Here is a 13,954-nt window from a genome sequence, read left to right on the forward strand (position 1 = left end):
GGTCACGTCGAGATTACCGGTCTGGGCGTAAGAGGCGAGCCTTGATTTCGGCCGAGATTCCTCAGTCGGAGGGTTCGAGCCTGACGACCCAGTGGTCCTCGCCCTGCCTGACGAGCACCGCCTCCTCGCGCATCCGGACGACGTAGCCGGTCGGGTTCTGCTGGACCTCGTGGGCCGCCCGGACGCTGCCGAGGTCGCCGAGCAACTGCGCCGACGGCGGCTTCTGGGCCGCGGCGCAGTCGTAGATGGTGAGCAACCCGCGCCCGCCCTCGCGCTCGTAGACCACGATGTGGGCGTGCCGGGGGAGTCGCCACTGGTCTTCGGCGTCGGTCGGCGCGAGCGTATTCATGCCCGACCCTTGGGCGACACGCGGGAAAAGTCAGTCGTCTGCACTCGCCACGTCGCCGGCCGTCTCGGGGAGTTCGCCGGGTGCGAGCAGGGGACTCCCGTCGGCCTGCGGCCCGAGTTCGGGGCCGAAGGGGCCGTCACCCTCGATGACGCGGCGCTGCTCGTAGTCGGTCGAGCGCTCGACCGGGACCCGCCCGATGGCGCGGACCATCTCGACGTAGCGGTCGAAGGTGCGGAACTCGCCGTACTGGCCGCCGGCGCGCTTGGTTATCTCCTCGGAGAGGATGGTGCCCATGAAGTCGTCGGCGCCGCAGTTGAGCATCTTCATCCCGTGCTCGTCGCCGTACTTCACCCACGAGGACTGGACGTGTTCGATGTTGTCGAGGAAGAGGCGCCCGACCGCGATCATCAGTTCGTCCTCGGCCCGGCTCGCCCCCTCGGTGACGACGCCGTGTTCGTACAGGGGCGTGTTCTCGTGGACGAACGAGAGCGGGACGAACTCGGTGATGGCGCCGTCGACGCGCTCCTGGAGGTCGCGCAGTTCCTTCAGGTGCATGACGCGGTGGGCCGCGTTGTCGACGTGGCCGTACATGATGGTCGCGGTGAGCCCGAGGCCGACGTTGGCGGCGGCCTCCATCGCCTCCAGCCAGTCGTCGGTGCCGATCTTCCCGGGGCAGATGACCTCGCGCACCTCGTCGACCAGTATCTCGGCGGCGGTTCCCGGCACCGAGTCGAGCCCTGCGTCCTTGAGCTTCCGGTACACGTCCTCGTAGCTCCAGTCCGTCCCGCGCCTGGCGTGGTAGGCCTCCTCCGGCGTCATCGAGTGCAGGTGCACGTCGTCGACCGACATGGCCCGCATCTGCTCGACGTAGGTGCCGGGGTCGGTGCGGTAGCGCTCGGGCGGCTTGTAGTTCGTCTCTTTCCAGTCCGACTGGCGGAGTATCTCGTGGTGCTCCGCGTCGAGGGCGAACGCCGGGTGGAGGCCGGAGACGGAGGTGACCTCGTAGATGCCGCGGTCGACCGCGTCCGCGACGACCTGTCTGGACTCGGCGGGCGTCTTCGTGAAGCCGCCGGTCGGGCCGTCGTAGTCCTCCTCGAAGGTGTGGGCAGTGTCCTTGAAGTTGCAGAACAGGCAGCCGGTGTTGCAGGCCGTCGTGACGTTGTTGTTCAGGTTCGCGACGAAGGTGACCTCCTCCCCGACCACGTCCTGCCGGCGCTCGTCGGCGGCCTGCAGGACCTTCTCCTTGCGGACCGGGTCGATGCCGTCGACGTCGGTCCCCGTCGTGATGAGTTCGATACCGTCTGCGACCGTCAGTCGCTCGCCGTCGCGGGCCGTCGCCAGCGCGTTCTCGAACGACTGGTCCGTCTCGGGCACGTGGGCGAAGTCGAACCCGTCCGACGGGAGGTCGGCCGCAGAGGTTCCCCGGTTGGTCATTATCCCTAAAGGTCCCGTTCGAGGCGTAAAAACGTCGCGGGACGTGCAAGGACGCGCCGGTACCGCAAGGGCCGACGCGAGGCGCGGGGTCGGTCCACCCCACCGTCGCGAGCGCGTAGTGAAACCTTCTTGGTGGCGCACTTCGCGGGTTCGAACATGAGCACTCGCGTGCGGGGGTGTCCCCCGTGACGTCCGTCAAGGAGTTCCGCATCGAGGAGCCGGCGTCGGCCGACGAACTCGGCCTCGGCGCGTTCGTCTTCACCGACGACTACTCCGTCTTCGACTGGGGCAAGATGCCCGACCAGATCCCACAGAAGGGCGCCTCGCTCTGTTCGATGGGCGCGTTCAACTTCGAACTGCTCGAGGAGGAGGGCGTCCCGACGCACTACCGCGGCGTCGTCGAGGACGGCGAGATAATCCCCCTGCGCGAGGCCTCGCGCCCGCCGTGGGAGATGGCCATCGACCTCACGCAGGTCCCCGACCTGCCCCACGAGGGCCGGGACTACGACTACGACGCGTTCCACGCCGAGGCGGGCGAGAACTACCTCGTCCCGCTGGAGATCGTCTTCCGGAACCGCGTCCCCGTCGGCTCCAGCCTGCGCGACCGGAGCGACCCGGCCGACCACGGCCTCGACCTCGAGAGCTGGCCGGACGAGCCCGTCGACCTCGACGAGCCCATCGTCGAGTTCTCCACGAAGTACGAGGAGTCCGACCGCTACCTCACCCGCGCGGAGGCCGACGAGATCGCCGGCGTCGCCGACATCGAGGCCCTCGAATCGGTCGCGCGCGAGGTCAACCGCATCGTCACGGAGCAGGCCGACGCCGGCGGCCTCACCCACGAGGACGGGAAGATAGAGTGCCTCTACTTCGACGGCGAGGTCCGCGTCGCCGACGTGGTCGGCACCTTCGACGAGAACCGCTTCAGCTACGAGGGCACCCAGATATCCAAGGAGGTCATCCGCCAGTACCACAAGCGCACCCAGCCCGAGTGGGTCGAAGCCGTGGGCGAGGCGAAGGCGCGGGCGAAGGCCGAGAACATCGCGGACTGGCGTGAACTCTGTGAGGTCCAGCCCGAGCACCTCGACGAGGACGTGCTGCAGGTCGCCAGCGACATGTACACCGCGGGCGCGAACGCCTACACCGGGCTGGAACTGTTCGACGCGCCGCCCATCGACTCGGCCATCGGGGCCGTCCGCCGGCTCTGAGTCGGCCCGTTCTGAGTCCGTATTCCGCTTTTCAGACACTCAGCAGACCGATGATGAGCGACAGGACCACGAGGGCGACGAACAGCACGACCACGCCGACGAACAGCAGGCGGAGGAGCCTCGGGAACACGTCGAGGTCGAGGGCCATCGGGAGGCTGTTGGAGTCCATGGTTCGTGTTCGGCTGCTGGCACTAAATCGGTTGGGCCTCCGTGGCTGCCCCCGCCGACCGTTCCAGACACCACACCTATCACCAATCGCGCACAACTGGCGCTATGGCATTCCCCATGGGCCCGGCGCAACCCATCCTCGACGGTCTCCGGGAGCTGTTCGAGCATCGCTACGACGACGCCGTCGTGTACGCCGACCGCGAGAGCGAGGTCGTCCTGCACGAGGGCGCGGTCCGGATACGGGGCGACGGCTGGGTCGAGTTACCGACCGGCCGGCTCCTCTCGCCGGAGGCAGTCCATCACATCGATACGCACGAGGAGTAGTCGGTGAGACGTGTGTCGGCGGTTTTATCGGCTCTGTGAGCGTCACAGACGACCCTCGCGACGACGACATCCAGAAGGCCCCACCCACCGCACAGCACCGCGACCGCACAGCACCGCGACCGCACAGCACCGCAGCCTGCCCTTCCCCGGCGACGACCACGCGCCCGCGGCGCGGGTCGTCGTGGCCCCGGTGATTCGTCGGGAGCACGACGACGACGAAACCACCTTCTCCCTCCGGCGACAACGACGGGACAGTGACAGCCGACGAGTCCGACACATCCCCGCCCGAGGACGAGTCTCCGCCGGCCGAGGAGCCAGCGGACGGAGAGGAACCGACCGACGGGTCGGACGACCTGCCGGTGAACCGGTTCTACGACGCCCTCGAGGCCCACGGCCAGCCGGTCATCACGGCGACCCAGCTCGCCCGCAAGCTCGACACCACCCAGGAGCGTGCCCTGCGGGCGCTCGAACAGCTGGAGCGCCGGGGCGACGTGGCCCACCAGTCGGTCGAGACGGACCCGACGGTGTGGTACGCGACCGACTGGGCCGAGATGGTCGACCGCGAGCGCGTCGTCTTCTTCCCGAACCGCCGCCGGCTCGTCGTGGACCAGCCGACGCAGTTCACCCGGGCGCAGTGCTCGCAGTTCGCCCACCTCGTCGACACGACGCGGTCCGGTGGGTACCTCTACGAGATCCGCCAGGAGGACATCTGGCAGGCCCCCTACGACGACTTCGAGAAGCTCATGCGGACCATCCGGCAGGTCATCCCGGAGCGGTCCCCCCACTTCGAGGAGTGGGTCGAGGACCAGTGGAAGCGCGCGAACCAGTTCGTGCTCGCGACCCACGAGGAGGGCTACACCGTCCTCGAAGCCGCCAGTGAGAACCTGATGGGCAACGTCGCCCGCCAGAAGCTCGACGAGACCCACCTCCGGGCGCCCATCGACGACACGACCTCGTGGGTGGCCGACGAGAAGGTCGCCGAGATCAAGCGCATCCTGTACGAGGCGGGCTACCCCGTCAGGGACGAGCGCGACCTGGAGACCGGCGACGAGTTGCCCGTCGAGTTGCTGCTGACGTTGCGGGACTACCAGCAGACCTGGGTCGACCGCTTCGCAGAGCAGAAGGCCGGCATCATGGTCGGGCCGCCCGGTAGCGGGAAGACGGTCGCCGCGATGGGCGCGATGGCGGCGGTGCAGGGCGAGACCCTCATCCTCGTCCCCTCGCGCGAACTCGCCAGCCAGTGGCGCGAGGAGCTACAGACCCACACCACCCTGACCGCGGACCAGATCGGCGAGTACCACGGCGGCGAGAAGCAGATCCGCCCCGTGACCATCGCGACCTACCAGACGGCCGGGATGGACCGCCACCGCCAGCTGTTCGACCAGCGCCGGTGGGGGCTCATCATCTACGACGAGGTGCACCACGTCCCGAGCCGGGTGTTCCGGCGCTCGGCGGACCTCCAGTCCCGGCATCGCCTCGGGCTGACCGCGACCCCGGTCCGCGAGGACGACAGGGAGGAGGACATCTTCACGCTCATCGGCCCGCCCATCGGCACCGACTGGGACGCCCTGTTCGAGGCGGGCTACGTGCAGGAACCCGAGGTGTACATCCACTACGTCCCGTGGGCCGACGACGACGCCAAGAACGAGCATTCGAGCGCCGACCCCGGCCACGAGAAGCGCATGCTGGCGTCGATGAACCCCGCGAAGGTCGAGGAGACGCGCCACCTGCTCGAGAAGCATCCCGAGAAGAAGGCGCTCGTCTTCGTGGAGTACCTCGACCAGGGCGAACTGCTCGCGGAGGCGCTGGACGCCCCGTTCATCTCCGGCGAGATGCGCCACTCCGAGCGCCGCAGACTGCTCGACGAGTTCCGCCGGGGCGAGCGTCGTGTGCTCGTCATCTCCCGGGTCGGCGACGAGGGCATCGACCTGCCCGACGCCGAGTTGGCCATCGTCGCCTCCGGGCTGGGCGGGTCGCGCCGGCAGGGTGCCCAGCGCGCCGGCCGGACCATGCGCCCCGAGGGCAACGCCCTGATGTACGTGCTGGCGACCCGGGGCACCACCGAGGAGGACTTCGCCCAGCGCCAGCTCCGCCACCTCGCCTCGAAGGGCGTGAAGGTCCGAGACGGCCCGGCCGAGGCCGTGGAATAATTGCCAGCGTCGTCGGGCTTGAAGCCCTGCGGGTCGTTCACGTAGACAGTATGGTTGACCCGACTTCAGATCTGGGCGACGTCGACCCCGACGAGGCGCCCGCCTGTGCGGTCTGCGGTGCGGCGGTGACCGGGGACGAACATCGCGTGCGCTCGTGGGTCGAGGATGGCAACGTCGAACACCGACACTTCTGCGACGACGACTGTCTCGACGAGTGGGACGGCGCGGACGAGTGACCGAGCCCGCCCACGACGCACCCCGGTTCAGTCCGCCGTGACCTGCCCTTCTACGACCGTCAGGTCGGCCTGCGAGTTCACGTTCTCGAACGTCGCCGCCGTCGTCCGGTCGCGCACCGTCTCCTCGGGGACCACTGCCGGGCCCACGCTTGCGACCACGTCGCGCAGGCGCCGCTTGCCGGCCGCGAGCGACCGCAGACACGTCGCCCCGGTGACCGTGGACCGGTAGACAGCACAGAGTGGTTGTCGCTCGCCGTCGAACACCGGCACGGCGCCCGTCGCACCCGCCGACTCGGCGAACAGCCAGTCCACGAACTCCGGGTCCAGCCGCGGCATGTCACAGCCCGCGACCGCGACCATCGGTGCGTCCGTGGCCCGGACCCCGGTCAGCAGCCCCCCGACCGGCCCCCGGTCGGGCACGTCGTCGACCACGACCGCCGTCTCGACAGGAGAACCTACCAGTGCCCGCCGGATGCCGGCGACCTGTGGCTCGCGACAGGGCACCACGACCGAATCCACCACTGCCGCGAGCCGGTCGACGACGTGGCGGACCATCGCCACCCCGTCCAGTTCGGCCAGCGCCTTGTCGGGGCCGCCGAAGCGGGTCGAGTGACCGCCCGCGAGGACGACCGCGCCGCGGGCCGGGGCGTCGTCTCGGGACCCCGTCACGCGATGAACCCCGTCTGTCCGGTGAACGCGAGGTAGAGCGAGAACACGGTCACGAGGATGGCGATGCCCATCTCGGCGTAGAGGGCGACCTTGCCCCACTTATACCATGGGTCGTACGCCGGGTCGGTCTCGGCCATCAGTCATCACCCCCTGGGGCGGCCGTCGCACTGCCGGCCCCGTCGTCGAGCCAGCGTTCACGCGTCCCGATACCGTGGGCCTCGACGCCGCTCCCGCTCCGCATCGCCCACAGGTAGAACAGGACGATGGGCACGAAGAACACCAGCGCGACGGCCGCGTAGCCCATGTGGATGTTCGGGACGAACCCGAACACCAGCGGGTAGACGATGCCGCCGGACGTGGAGATGCCACCGATGAAGCCCGAGGCGGTCCCGGGACGGTCCGGGAACATGAGCGGGACGATGGCGAAGACGCCGCCGGTCCCGAAGCTCACCGCGATGCCGAACATCGCGAGGACGACGACCGACGCCGGCAGCAGGCCGGCGAGGCCGACGACCGTCAGGAGTAGCATCATCAGCGTGACCAGCAACAGCGCCGTCAGCAGCCAGTGGACCCGGGGCGCGTACGCCTGCTCGGTCGAGAGGACCGGGTACGGCGTCCAGTCCTTGCGCTGCCAGAGGTCGGACATGTAGCCCGAGAACGGCCGGAACAGCGACGCGTTGAACGACTGGACCGCCGCGAACGTCCCGGCGGCGGTCTGGATGGCCGCCACGTCGGTGAACCCGAGGTCACGGATTGACGACCCGAAGCCCTCGGTGTAGTAGCTCGGGAGCCAGGAGTTCATCGCGATCTCCAGCCCGAACGTCATCGCGTACGCCAGCATCAGCGCGATGGCGGCGTAGCGCGTCCAGACGTACATCGTGTCCCCGAACGAGGTGTTCTGCTTCGCGACCTCGGCGGTCGCGGCGTCCCTGGCGGGTTCGCCGCGCCACTTGTAGACGACCGCGACCACGAGGGCGGCGACACCGAGATGCAGGAACGCGTCGGTGTAGTTGGTCCCGTAGATGCGCGGGAGCAGGAGTGCACCGACGCCGGCACCGACGTTCCCGGTCCCGGCGTAGAGGCCCTCGGCAGTCCCTATCTCGTGCTCGTCGAACCACTGGGCGACGTGCTGGATGCCGACGACGAAACTGATGCCGGCGGAGGCGACGACGAGCCGCTGGACGAACAGCACCTCGTAGCTGCTCGCGAACGCCGACATGATGCTCACGACGCCAGCGTAGCCGAGGATGATGGCGAAGACGTTGTGCGCGCCGAGGCGGTCGGCCGCCCAGCCGGCGGCGACCCGGCCCGGCGGCGCGAGCCAGATGGCCGAACTCGCCAGCAGCCCCAGTTCGGCCATGCTGAGCGAGAACGCCTGCCCGATGCTCGGGCTGAACGCGGCGGTCGAGAACCACAGCAGGAACGCGGTGAAGAAGCCGAGCGTCGCGATGAGCAGTTGCTCGACCTTGCGGGATATCATACGCGCTCACCTCCCACCACCACGACCTCGGGCTGTGGCGCGACGAGCCGCACCGCACACTGCTTGAGGTTCGGTTCGGCCGAGCGCGGGTCCGTCGCCGGAATCGTCAGCTCGTTCGTCGCCGGGTGGTGGATCGGCAGCCAGACCAGCCCCTCGGGGACGGCCTCGTCGGGGTCGACCCGGGCCGTGACGCTCCCGCGCCTGGTCTCCAGGGTCACCTGCTCGTCGTCCCCATCGACCGGTTCGAGCCGGTCGGCGCGCGCGTCGAGCGTCGCGGGATGGACCCGCGCCCGGACCGGCCCGGGGTCGGCGGTCGAGCCGCGCGACCGGATACCGGTGTTGTAGCCGTCGGCCTCCCGGCCCGTCGTGAGCGTCAGTGGGTACTCCTCGCCCGTGGGCTCGGGCAGCTCGCGGCCGGTGCCACCGGCGAAGCGCGCCCGGCCCGAAGGCGTCGGGAACGACCACGCCTCGCCGTCGTCGTCGCAGTACCGGTAGCCGCCGCTGGCCGTCGGGTCGGGGGCGGGCCACCGGACCGCGTACTCCGCCTCCAGACGCTCGTAGCTGATGCCCGAGCAGTCAGCGAGGCTCCCCGCGGTGAGGTCGGCGAACTCGCGGAACAGCGACTTCGGGCTGGTGTCGGCGCCGAACAGCCCGTCCGCGAGCGCGTCCCCGATGCTCGTGATGATGTCGAGGTCGGTTCGCACCCCGCTAGGCACGCCGGTCGCGGGCCGGACGCGCGAGACGGTGCGCTCCATGTTGATGGCGGTCCCATCCGATTCCCCCCAGGTCGCGGCGGGGAGCACCACGTCGGCGTACTCGACGGTCTCGGTGTGGAAGGCGTCCTGGACGACCACGAAGGCGTCCTCGAGTGTCTCGGCCACCTCGTTCGCGTCGGGCATCCCCGCGACCGGGTTCGTGGCGACCGCGTAGACGGCCTCGACCGGTCCATCAGCGATGGCGTCCATCGTCCCGACCGGCCCGGGGCCCGTGTCGTCGGGAAGCCGGTCCACGGGCACGTCCCACTCGGCGGCGACGAGTTCGCGTTCGTATGGGTCGTCGAAGTCGCGCTGACCGGGCCACGAGCCCTTCGAGGAGCAGACGCGGGTGCCCATCGAGTTGGCCTGGCCGGTCAGCGAGAACGGGCCGTTGCCGGGGCCCATCGAGCCCGTCGCCAGACAGATGTCGATGAGCGCACCCGAGGTCTCGGTCCCCTGGACGCTCTGGTTGACGCCCATCCCCCAGTAGACGAGGGCGTCGTTGTCGAACGCGGCCGCGAGGGCTTTCACGTCCGCGAGGGGAACGCCGGCGCGCTCGGCGGCCGCCTCGGGGTCGGGCAGGTCCTTCTTCAGCTCGTCGAAGCCGACGGTCGACTCCTCGACGAACTCGCGGTCCACGCGACCCGTCTCGCAGACCTGGGCGAGCACGGCCCGCGCGAGGGCGAGGTCGCCGCCCGGCTCCGGGCTGACGTGCCGGTCCGCGGCCCCGGCAGACTCGGTCCGGACCGGGTCCACGACGACGAGTTCGCCATCGCCCTCGCCCGCACTGTTGGTGATCCACCGGAACATGACCGGGTGCGCCACGGCGGGGTTCGCCCCCCAGACGACGTGGCGGTCCGCCCCGGGGATGTCGTCGTAGGTCGGCGGGGGCGCGTCGCTCCCGAAGGCGTCGTAGTAGGCCGTCACCGCGCTGGCCATGCACAGCGTGGTGTTGGCGTCGTAGTACCGGGTGCCGATGCCGCCCCGGGCCAGTTTCCCGAGGGCGTAGGCGGCCTCGTTGGTCTGCTGACCGCTCCCGAGGACGGCGATGCTGTCGCGGTCGCGTGCCATCGCCTCGCCGAACTCGGTGACGACGCGGTCGAGGGCGACGTCCCACGTCGTCTTCTGGAGCGTCCCGTCCGTGCGGACGAGCGGCTGGGTGAGCCACTCGCCCTCGGGGTCGGCCGTCTCGCTCACGCCGCGCTGGCACGCGAGGCCGCGGTTGACCGGGTGCATCGCGTCGCCGCGAACGCTATCCAGCCCGTAGCCGACGTCGACGCCGCGCTGGACGTGGCCACAACCGACCGCACAGCGCATGCAGGTGGTCGAGACCCAGTCGGTCATTCTCCCTCCTCGACCGTCGCCACCTGTTCTGCGGGTGCCGGCGTGTCCTCGTCCACGAAGGGGTACCACGACTGCTTCGCGTCGGTGAGACAGGGGTCCTCGTACCCCTCGACCTCCTCCGGCTCGGCGAGTTCGATGAGCGTCTCCTGTCCCGTCGCGTTCACCCACTCGCGGAAGGTCTGGCCGTCCTGACGCAGGGCGGCGTAGGCCTCCACCAGGTTCTTGAGTAATCCAGGGACCTCGTCGGCGGGGACGCGCTGGCGCACCCACTCGATGAAGGTCGGTTCCTCGCCGATGCCGCCGCCGACGCCGACGTCCATCGCCTCGACCATCTCGCCGTCCTTGCGGGCGCGCATCCCCTGCAGGCCGATGTCGGCGGTCATCGCCTGTCCGCAATCGGCGGTACAGCCCGAGAAGTGGACCTTGATGCGGTCGACGTCGTCGGGCAACTCGACGTTGTCGCGCAGCCACCGCAGCATGATGGCCATCCGGGCCTTCGTCTCGGTGAGTGCGAGCGAGCAGAACTCGGTGCCCGTACAGGCCATCGCACCGCGGACGAACGGGTTCGGCTCCGGTCTGTGTTTCTCGAGTAGGGATTCGGCCAGCAGCGCGTCGAGGGCCGCGTCGGGAACGTCCACGACGACCGGGTTCTGGCGCCGGGTCAGCCGGACCTCGCCGGAGCCGTACTCGTCCGCGATGTCGGCCAGCTCGATGGTCTCCTCGGCGGTCATCCGCCCCACCGGGACGTTCAGGCCGACGTAGTTCTTCCCGTCGCGCTGGTCGTAGACGCCGACGTGGTCGTGGGCGCCGCGCTCGGCGGGCTTCCCGGCGTTGTAGGTGTACTCGCCGCGGAAGTCGGTGCCCGCACGCTCCAGGTCGAAATCCAGACGTTCGTCCAGTTCTTCGCGGATGGCGTCGGTGCCCCAGTCGTCGACGAAGAACCGGGCGCGGTTCTTCGCGCGGTTCTGTCGGTTGCCCTCCTCGTGGTACAGCTCGACGAACGCCCGGACCGTCTCGACCGCGTGCTCGGGCCGGACGAACAGGTCCAGCGGGCGGGCTGGCCGCGGTTCACGGCCACCGAGGCCGCCGCCGACGCGGACGTTGAAGCCCTCTACCTCCTCCCCGTCGATGAACCTGTGTGCCGGCTCCAGCCCCACGTCGTTGATGGAGTCCTGTGCACACCCCTGGCGACAGCCGGTCACCGAGATGTTGAACTTCCGGGGCATGTTGTTCAGTTCGTCGTCCTCGCGGATGGTCTCCTGGATCTCGTCGAGGATGGCCCGGGAATCGACGTACTCGTCGGCCTTCCCGGCGACCGGACAGCCGGAGATGTTGCGCATGGTGTCGCCGCCCGCCGAGCGCGAGGAGACGCCGACGGCCTCGAGTTTCTCCCAGATCTCCGGGATGTCCTCGAGCGTCAGCCAGTGGAGCTGGATGGACTGGCGGGTCGTGAAGTCGACCCAGCCGTTGCCGAACTCGGGGTTCTCGGCGGGGCCCGTCGCGTAGTCCCGGGCGACCTCGCCGATGGCCCGGAGCTGGTCCGGCTCCAGGATACCGCCGCAGTTCGTCAGGCGCATCATGAAGTACGACTCCTGTCCGGAGCGCTGGTGGAACACGCCCCAGAACTTGAAGCGCGTGAACCACTCCTCGCGCTCGTCCTCCGGGATGGACGCGAAACCACGCGCCGCGAACTCCTCGATCTTCTCGCGGACCGCATCGCCGTACAGCTCGCCTTTCACGTCCTCTTTCTTGTGTGCCATCGTCACGCACACACCCGTTCCGCAAGCGAAGCTTCTTCAGCCATTTTCGTCTTTGCAGTCCAAACGACCACTTATATCGATTAGCACTAATCAAGTGTTGACAGTAACGAGACTTCACAGGTCATCCGGTGATACCGGAAGGATGGAAGGAGCTAGAAGGAGATTATATTTTTAATATGATACGAACGACCGTGAGGGTCCATGCCATCGGTCGGTGCGAACACCGACGGTGTAGCCACTGCAGGACGGAACTCTTCGAAGAACTGTGGGTCCGTGCGCCTAGTCGTCCGCTTCCTCGCCGCCGTCACCGGCGACGATGTCACCGAGGCCGTCGACCGGCCGGTCCGGGTTGGCGCTGCTGGCCTCGGGCGAGAGGCCGAGCTGGTAGTTCTCCTCGCGCGCCTCGCGGAGTCGGGTCCGGCCGCGGTGGACCGACACGTCGCCGTTGAGGTGCAGGCGCACCGCCTCGAGCAGGGCCTCGGCCTCGAGGGGCTGGCCGCGCTCCTTGAGGTCGTCGATGGACGCGTCGTCGGGCACGTCGAAGGCGCGCTGGGTGATGATGGGCCCCTGGTCGAGGTCCGTCGTCACGTAGTGGGCGGTCACGCCCGCGATGCGGACGCCCTCCTCGAGTGCCTGCCGGTAGGCCTTCGCGCCCGGGAACGCCGGGAGCAGGCTCGGGTGGATGTTGATGATACGGTCCTCGAACCGGAAGACGACGTCCGGGCTGAGGATGCGCATGTACCGCGCGAGGACGATGAGGTCCGCGTCGTACTCGTTGAGCAGGTCGAGTATCTCGTCCTCGTCGGGGGTGCCCTTCCCGTCACCGACGTCGTGGAAGGGGATATCGTACTTCTCGGCGAGGGGTTCGAGGTCGTCGTGGTTCGCGATGACCACCGAGATGTCCGCGCCGAGGTCGCCGCTGGCCCACGCCTGGAAGAGGCGTTCGAGGCAGTGGCTCTCCTTCGTGGCGAGGACGGCGATCTGCTGGGTCTCCCGGTCGCTCGGGAACCGGACCTGCACGTCCACGCCCAGCTCGTCGCCGAGGTCGTGGAGGTCGTCGCGCAGGGTCTCCGGCTTGCAGACCATGTCCGTCGTGTCGACGTGCATGGTCATCCGGAAGATGTCGTCGCGGACCGCCTGGTCGAGGTCCTCGATGTTGATACCGCGTTCGAACAGCAACGAGGTGACGCGTGCGATGAGTCCGGTCTTGTCTCCTCCGATCACCGTGATTTCGGTCAAGTCAGTCGTCATCGACACCACCTCCTGGTGCTGTTCGGAAGAGACATCACGCTATGCTCAGGCGACTGGGGGGCAAAAGCGTTCGTATCCACGCGAAGGTTACGGTTCGGCGTCCGTCAGTTGCGCCGGAACCGCCGGAAGGCCCGTCACGAGACGGGGACGGCGACCTCGTTCCGGCGCATGAACGGCGGCGTCCACGGGTCGTCGTAGCCCATGAAGAACGGCTCGCCCGCGGGCTCGATGCCGTGGCGCTCCAGGGTCTGGAGCAGTTCGGCCTCCTTCTCGTCGACCGTCGCGCTGCGCGCCCAGCCCGAGAACTCGAGCACGGCGAGGTTGCGCGGGCCGACCAGTTCGAGCGAGACGAGGGGGTCGGTCGGCTCGGGGGCGTCGTCGTAGTCGTAGTCCGCGGGGAGGTAGAACGACATCGTGACGCCCTCGGGCACCTGGGTCGAGGTGACCGGCGCGGTCATGGGTATCTGCTCGCCGGTCATGGCGACGGGCGTGGTCATCGAGACCGTCTCGCCCAGCGTGTTGGTCCCGGAGATGTACCGGAACAACCGGCGGAACGCCTCGTTGCCCGAACTGGCGGTCGTCGTGACCGCGATGGTCGCGGGGTACCGGCGCAACTCGATGCCGTCGAAGTGGGCGACCCGGTCGTACTGGACGCGTTCCGTGGTGTAGTCCACGTACAGGCCCCAGGCGGTCCAGAGCCCGAGTGCGCCCGCGATGGCGCCGAGTCCGGCGTAGAGTGTGCGACGGTTCATACCGGAGAATGGCGGCGAGAGGACATAACCAACGTGCCGAACGCGTCGTGGGTGCCACAGCCGCATATCCACGTTCG

At 68.9% G+C, this 13,954-nt stretch carries 14 protein-coding genes; 4 read left to right on the forward strand and 10 right to left on the reverse strand.

What is annotated here, in order from left to right; genetic code table 11:
• Nucleotides 1–61: 61 nt before the first annotated feature.
• The gene (locus tag NOV86_RS07850; RefSeq protein ID WP_267640789.1) at nt 62–349 is read right to left on the reverse strand and encodes a hypothetical protein; all 288 of its coding nucleotides are present in this window, start codon (nt 347–349) and stop codon (nt 62–64) included.
• Between the two features lie 30 nt (nt 350–379).
• Nucleotides 380–1,783 (reverse strand): 7,8-didemethyl-8-hydroxy-5-deazariboflavin synthase subunit CofH, encoded by a 1,404-nt coding sequence (cofH, locus tag NOV86_RS07855; RefSeq protein WP_267640790.1) that lies wholly within the window; start codon nt 1,781–1,783, stop codon nt 380–382.
• Nucleotides 1,784–1,968: 185 nt separating this feature from the next.
• Between cofH and NOV86_RS07860 the strand changes: the two genes are divergently transcribed.
• Nucleotides 1,969–2,988: a phosphoribosylaminoimidazolesuccinocarboxamide synthase gene (locus NOV86_RS07860; RefSeq protein ID WP_267640791.1), complete on the forward strand. Its 1,020-nt coding sequence runs from the start codon at nt 1,969–1,971 to the stop codon at nt 2,986–2,988.
• A gap of 31 nt (nt 2,989–3,019) precedes the next feature.
• Here NOV86_RS07860 and NOV86_RS07865 read toward each other — a convergent pair whose 3' ends face one another.
• Complete coding sequence (locus tag NOV86_RS07865) at nt 3,020–3,157, reverse strand: hypothetical protein (RefSeq protein WP_267640792.1); 138 nt, start codon at nt 3,155–3,157, stop codon at nt 3,020–3,022.
• Between the two features lie 104 nt (nt 3,158–3,261).
• On the opposite strand from NOV86_RS07865, the gene NOV86_RS07870 reads away from it, so the two are divergent.
• From NOV86_RS07870 to NOV86_RS07880, 3 genes are all read left to right on the forward strand, one after another.
• Nucleotides 3,262–3,480, forward strand: a complete 219-nt coding sequence (locus NOV86_RS07870; RefSeq protein ID WP_438266708.1) for a hypothetical protein — start codon at nt 3,262–3,264, stop codon at nt 3,478–3,480.
• Nucleotides 3,481–3,734: 254 nt separating this feature from the next.
• Nucleotides 3,735–5,630, forward strand: coding sequence for a DEAD/DEAH box helicase family protein (locus NOV86_RS07875; RefSeq protein WP_368408731.1), 1,896 nt, complete (start codon nt 3,735–3,737; stop codon nt 5,628–5,630).
• Between the two features lie 50 nt (nt 5,631–5,680).
• Nucleotides 5,681–5,866 carry a DUF7576 family protein gene (locus NOV86_RS07880; RefSeq protein ID WP_267640793.1) on the forward strand — a complete coding sequence of 62 codons (186 nt, stop codon included), beginning with the start codon at nt 5,681–5,683 and terminating at the stop codon, nt 5,864–5,866.
• A gap of 27 nt (nt 5,867–5,893) precedes the next feature.
• Here the strand turns inward: NOV86_RS07880 and NOV86_RS07885 are convergent, their stop codons facing one another.
• The 7 genes from NOV86_RS07885 to NOV86_RS07915 form a co-directional block, all read right to left on the reverse strand.
• A complete protein-coding gene (locus NOV86_RS07885; RefSeq protein WP_267640794.1) occupies nt 5,894–6,535 on the reverse strand; it encodes a molybdenum cofactor guanylyltransferase in 642 nt (213 codons plus the stop codon).
• Nucleotides 6,532–6,672 (reverse strand): hypothetical protein, encoded by a 141-nt coding sequence (locus NOV86_RS07890; RefSeq protein ID WP_267640795.1) that lies wholly within the window; start codon nt 6,670–6,672, stop codon nt 6,532–6,534. Before NOV86_RS07890 ends, NOV86_RS07885 begins: the two co-directional genes overlap by 4 nt.
• Nucleotides 6,672–8,015, reverse strand: a complete 1,344-nt coding sequence (locus tag NOV86_RS07895; RefSeq protein ID WP_267640796.1) for an MFS transporter — start codon at nt 8,013–8,015, stop codon at nt 6,672–6,674. Before NOV86_RS07895 ends, NOV86_RS07890 begins: the two co-directional genes overlap by 1 nt.
• Nucleotides 8,012–10,114 (reverse strand): assimilatory nitrate reductase NasA, encoded by a 2,103-nt coding sequence (gene nasA / locus NOV86_RS07900; protein WP_267640797.1) that lies wholly within the window; start codon nt 10,112–10,114, stop codon nt 8,012–8,014. Before nasA ends, NOV86_RS07895 begins: the two co-directional genes overlap by 4 nt.
• Complete coding sequence (locus NOV86_RS07905) at nt 10,111–11,874, reverse strand: nitrite/sulfite reductase (protein ID WP_267640798.1); 1,764 nt, start codon at nt 11,872–11,874, stop codon at nt 10,111–10,113. The genes nasA and NOV86_RS07905 overlap by 4 nt, the downstream gene beginning before the upstream one ends.
• 279 nt (nt 11,875–12,153) lie before the next feature.
• On the reverse strand, nt 12,154–13,125 hold the full coding sequence (locus tag NOV86_RS07910; RefSeq protein WP_303647491.1) for a formyltetrahydrofolate deformylase: 972 nt from the start codon (nt 13,123–13,125) through the stop codon (nt 12,154–12,156).
• A 134-nt stretch (nt 13,126–13,259) separates the two neighbouring features.
• Nucleotides 13,260–13,877, reverse strand: a complete 618-nt coding sequence (locus tag NOV86_RS07915; protein WP_267640800.1) for an SOUL family heme-binding protein — start codon at nt 13,875–13,877, stop codon at nt 13,260–13,262.
• Nucleotides 13,878–13,954: the final 77 nt, after the last annotated feature.

Origin of the sequence: Haloarchaeobius amylolyticus (assembly GCF_026616195.1) — an archaeon.
GTDB lineage: Archaea > Halobacteriota > Halobacteria > Halobacteriales > Natrialbaceae > Haloarchaeobius > Haloarchaeobius amylolyticus.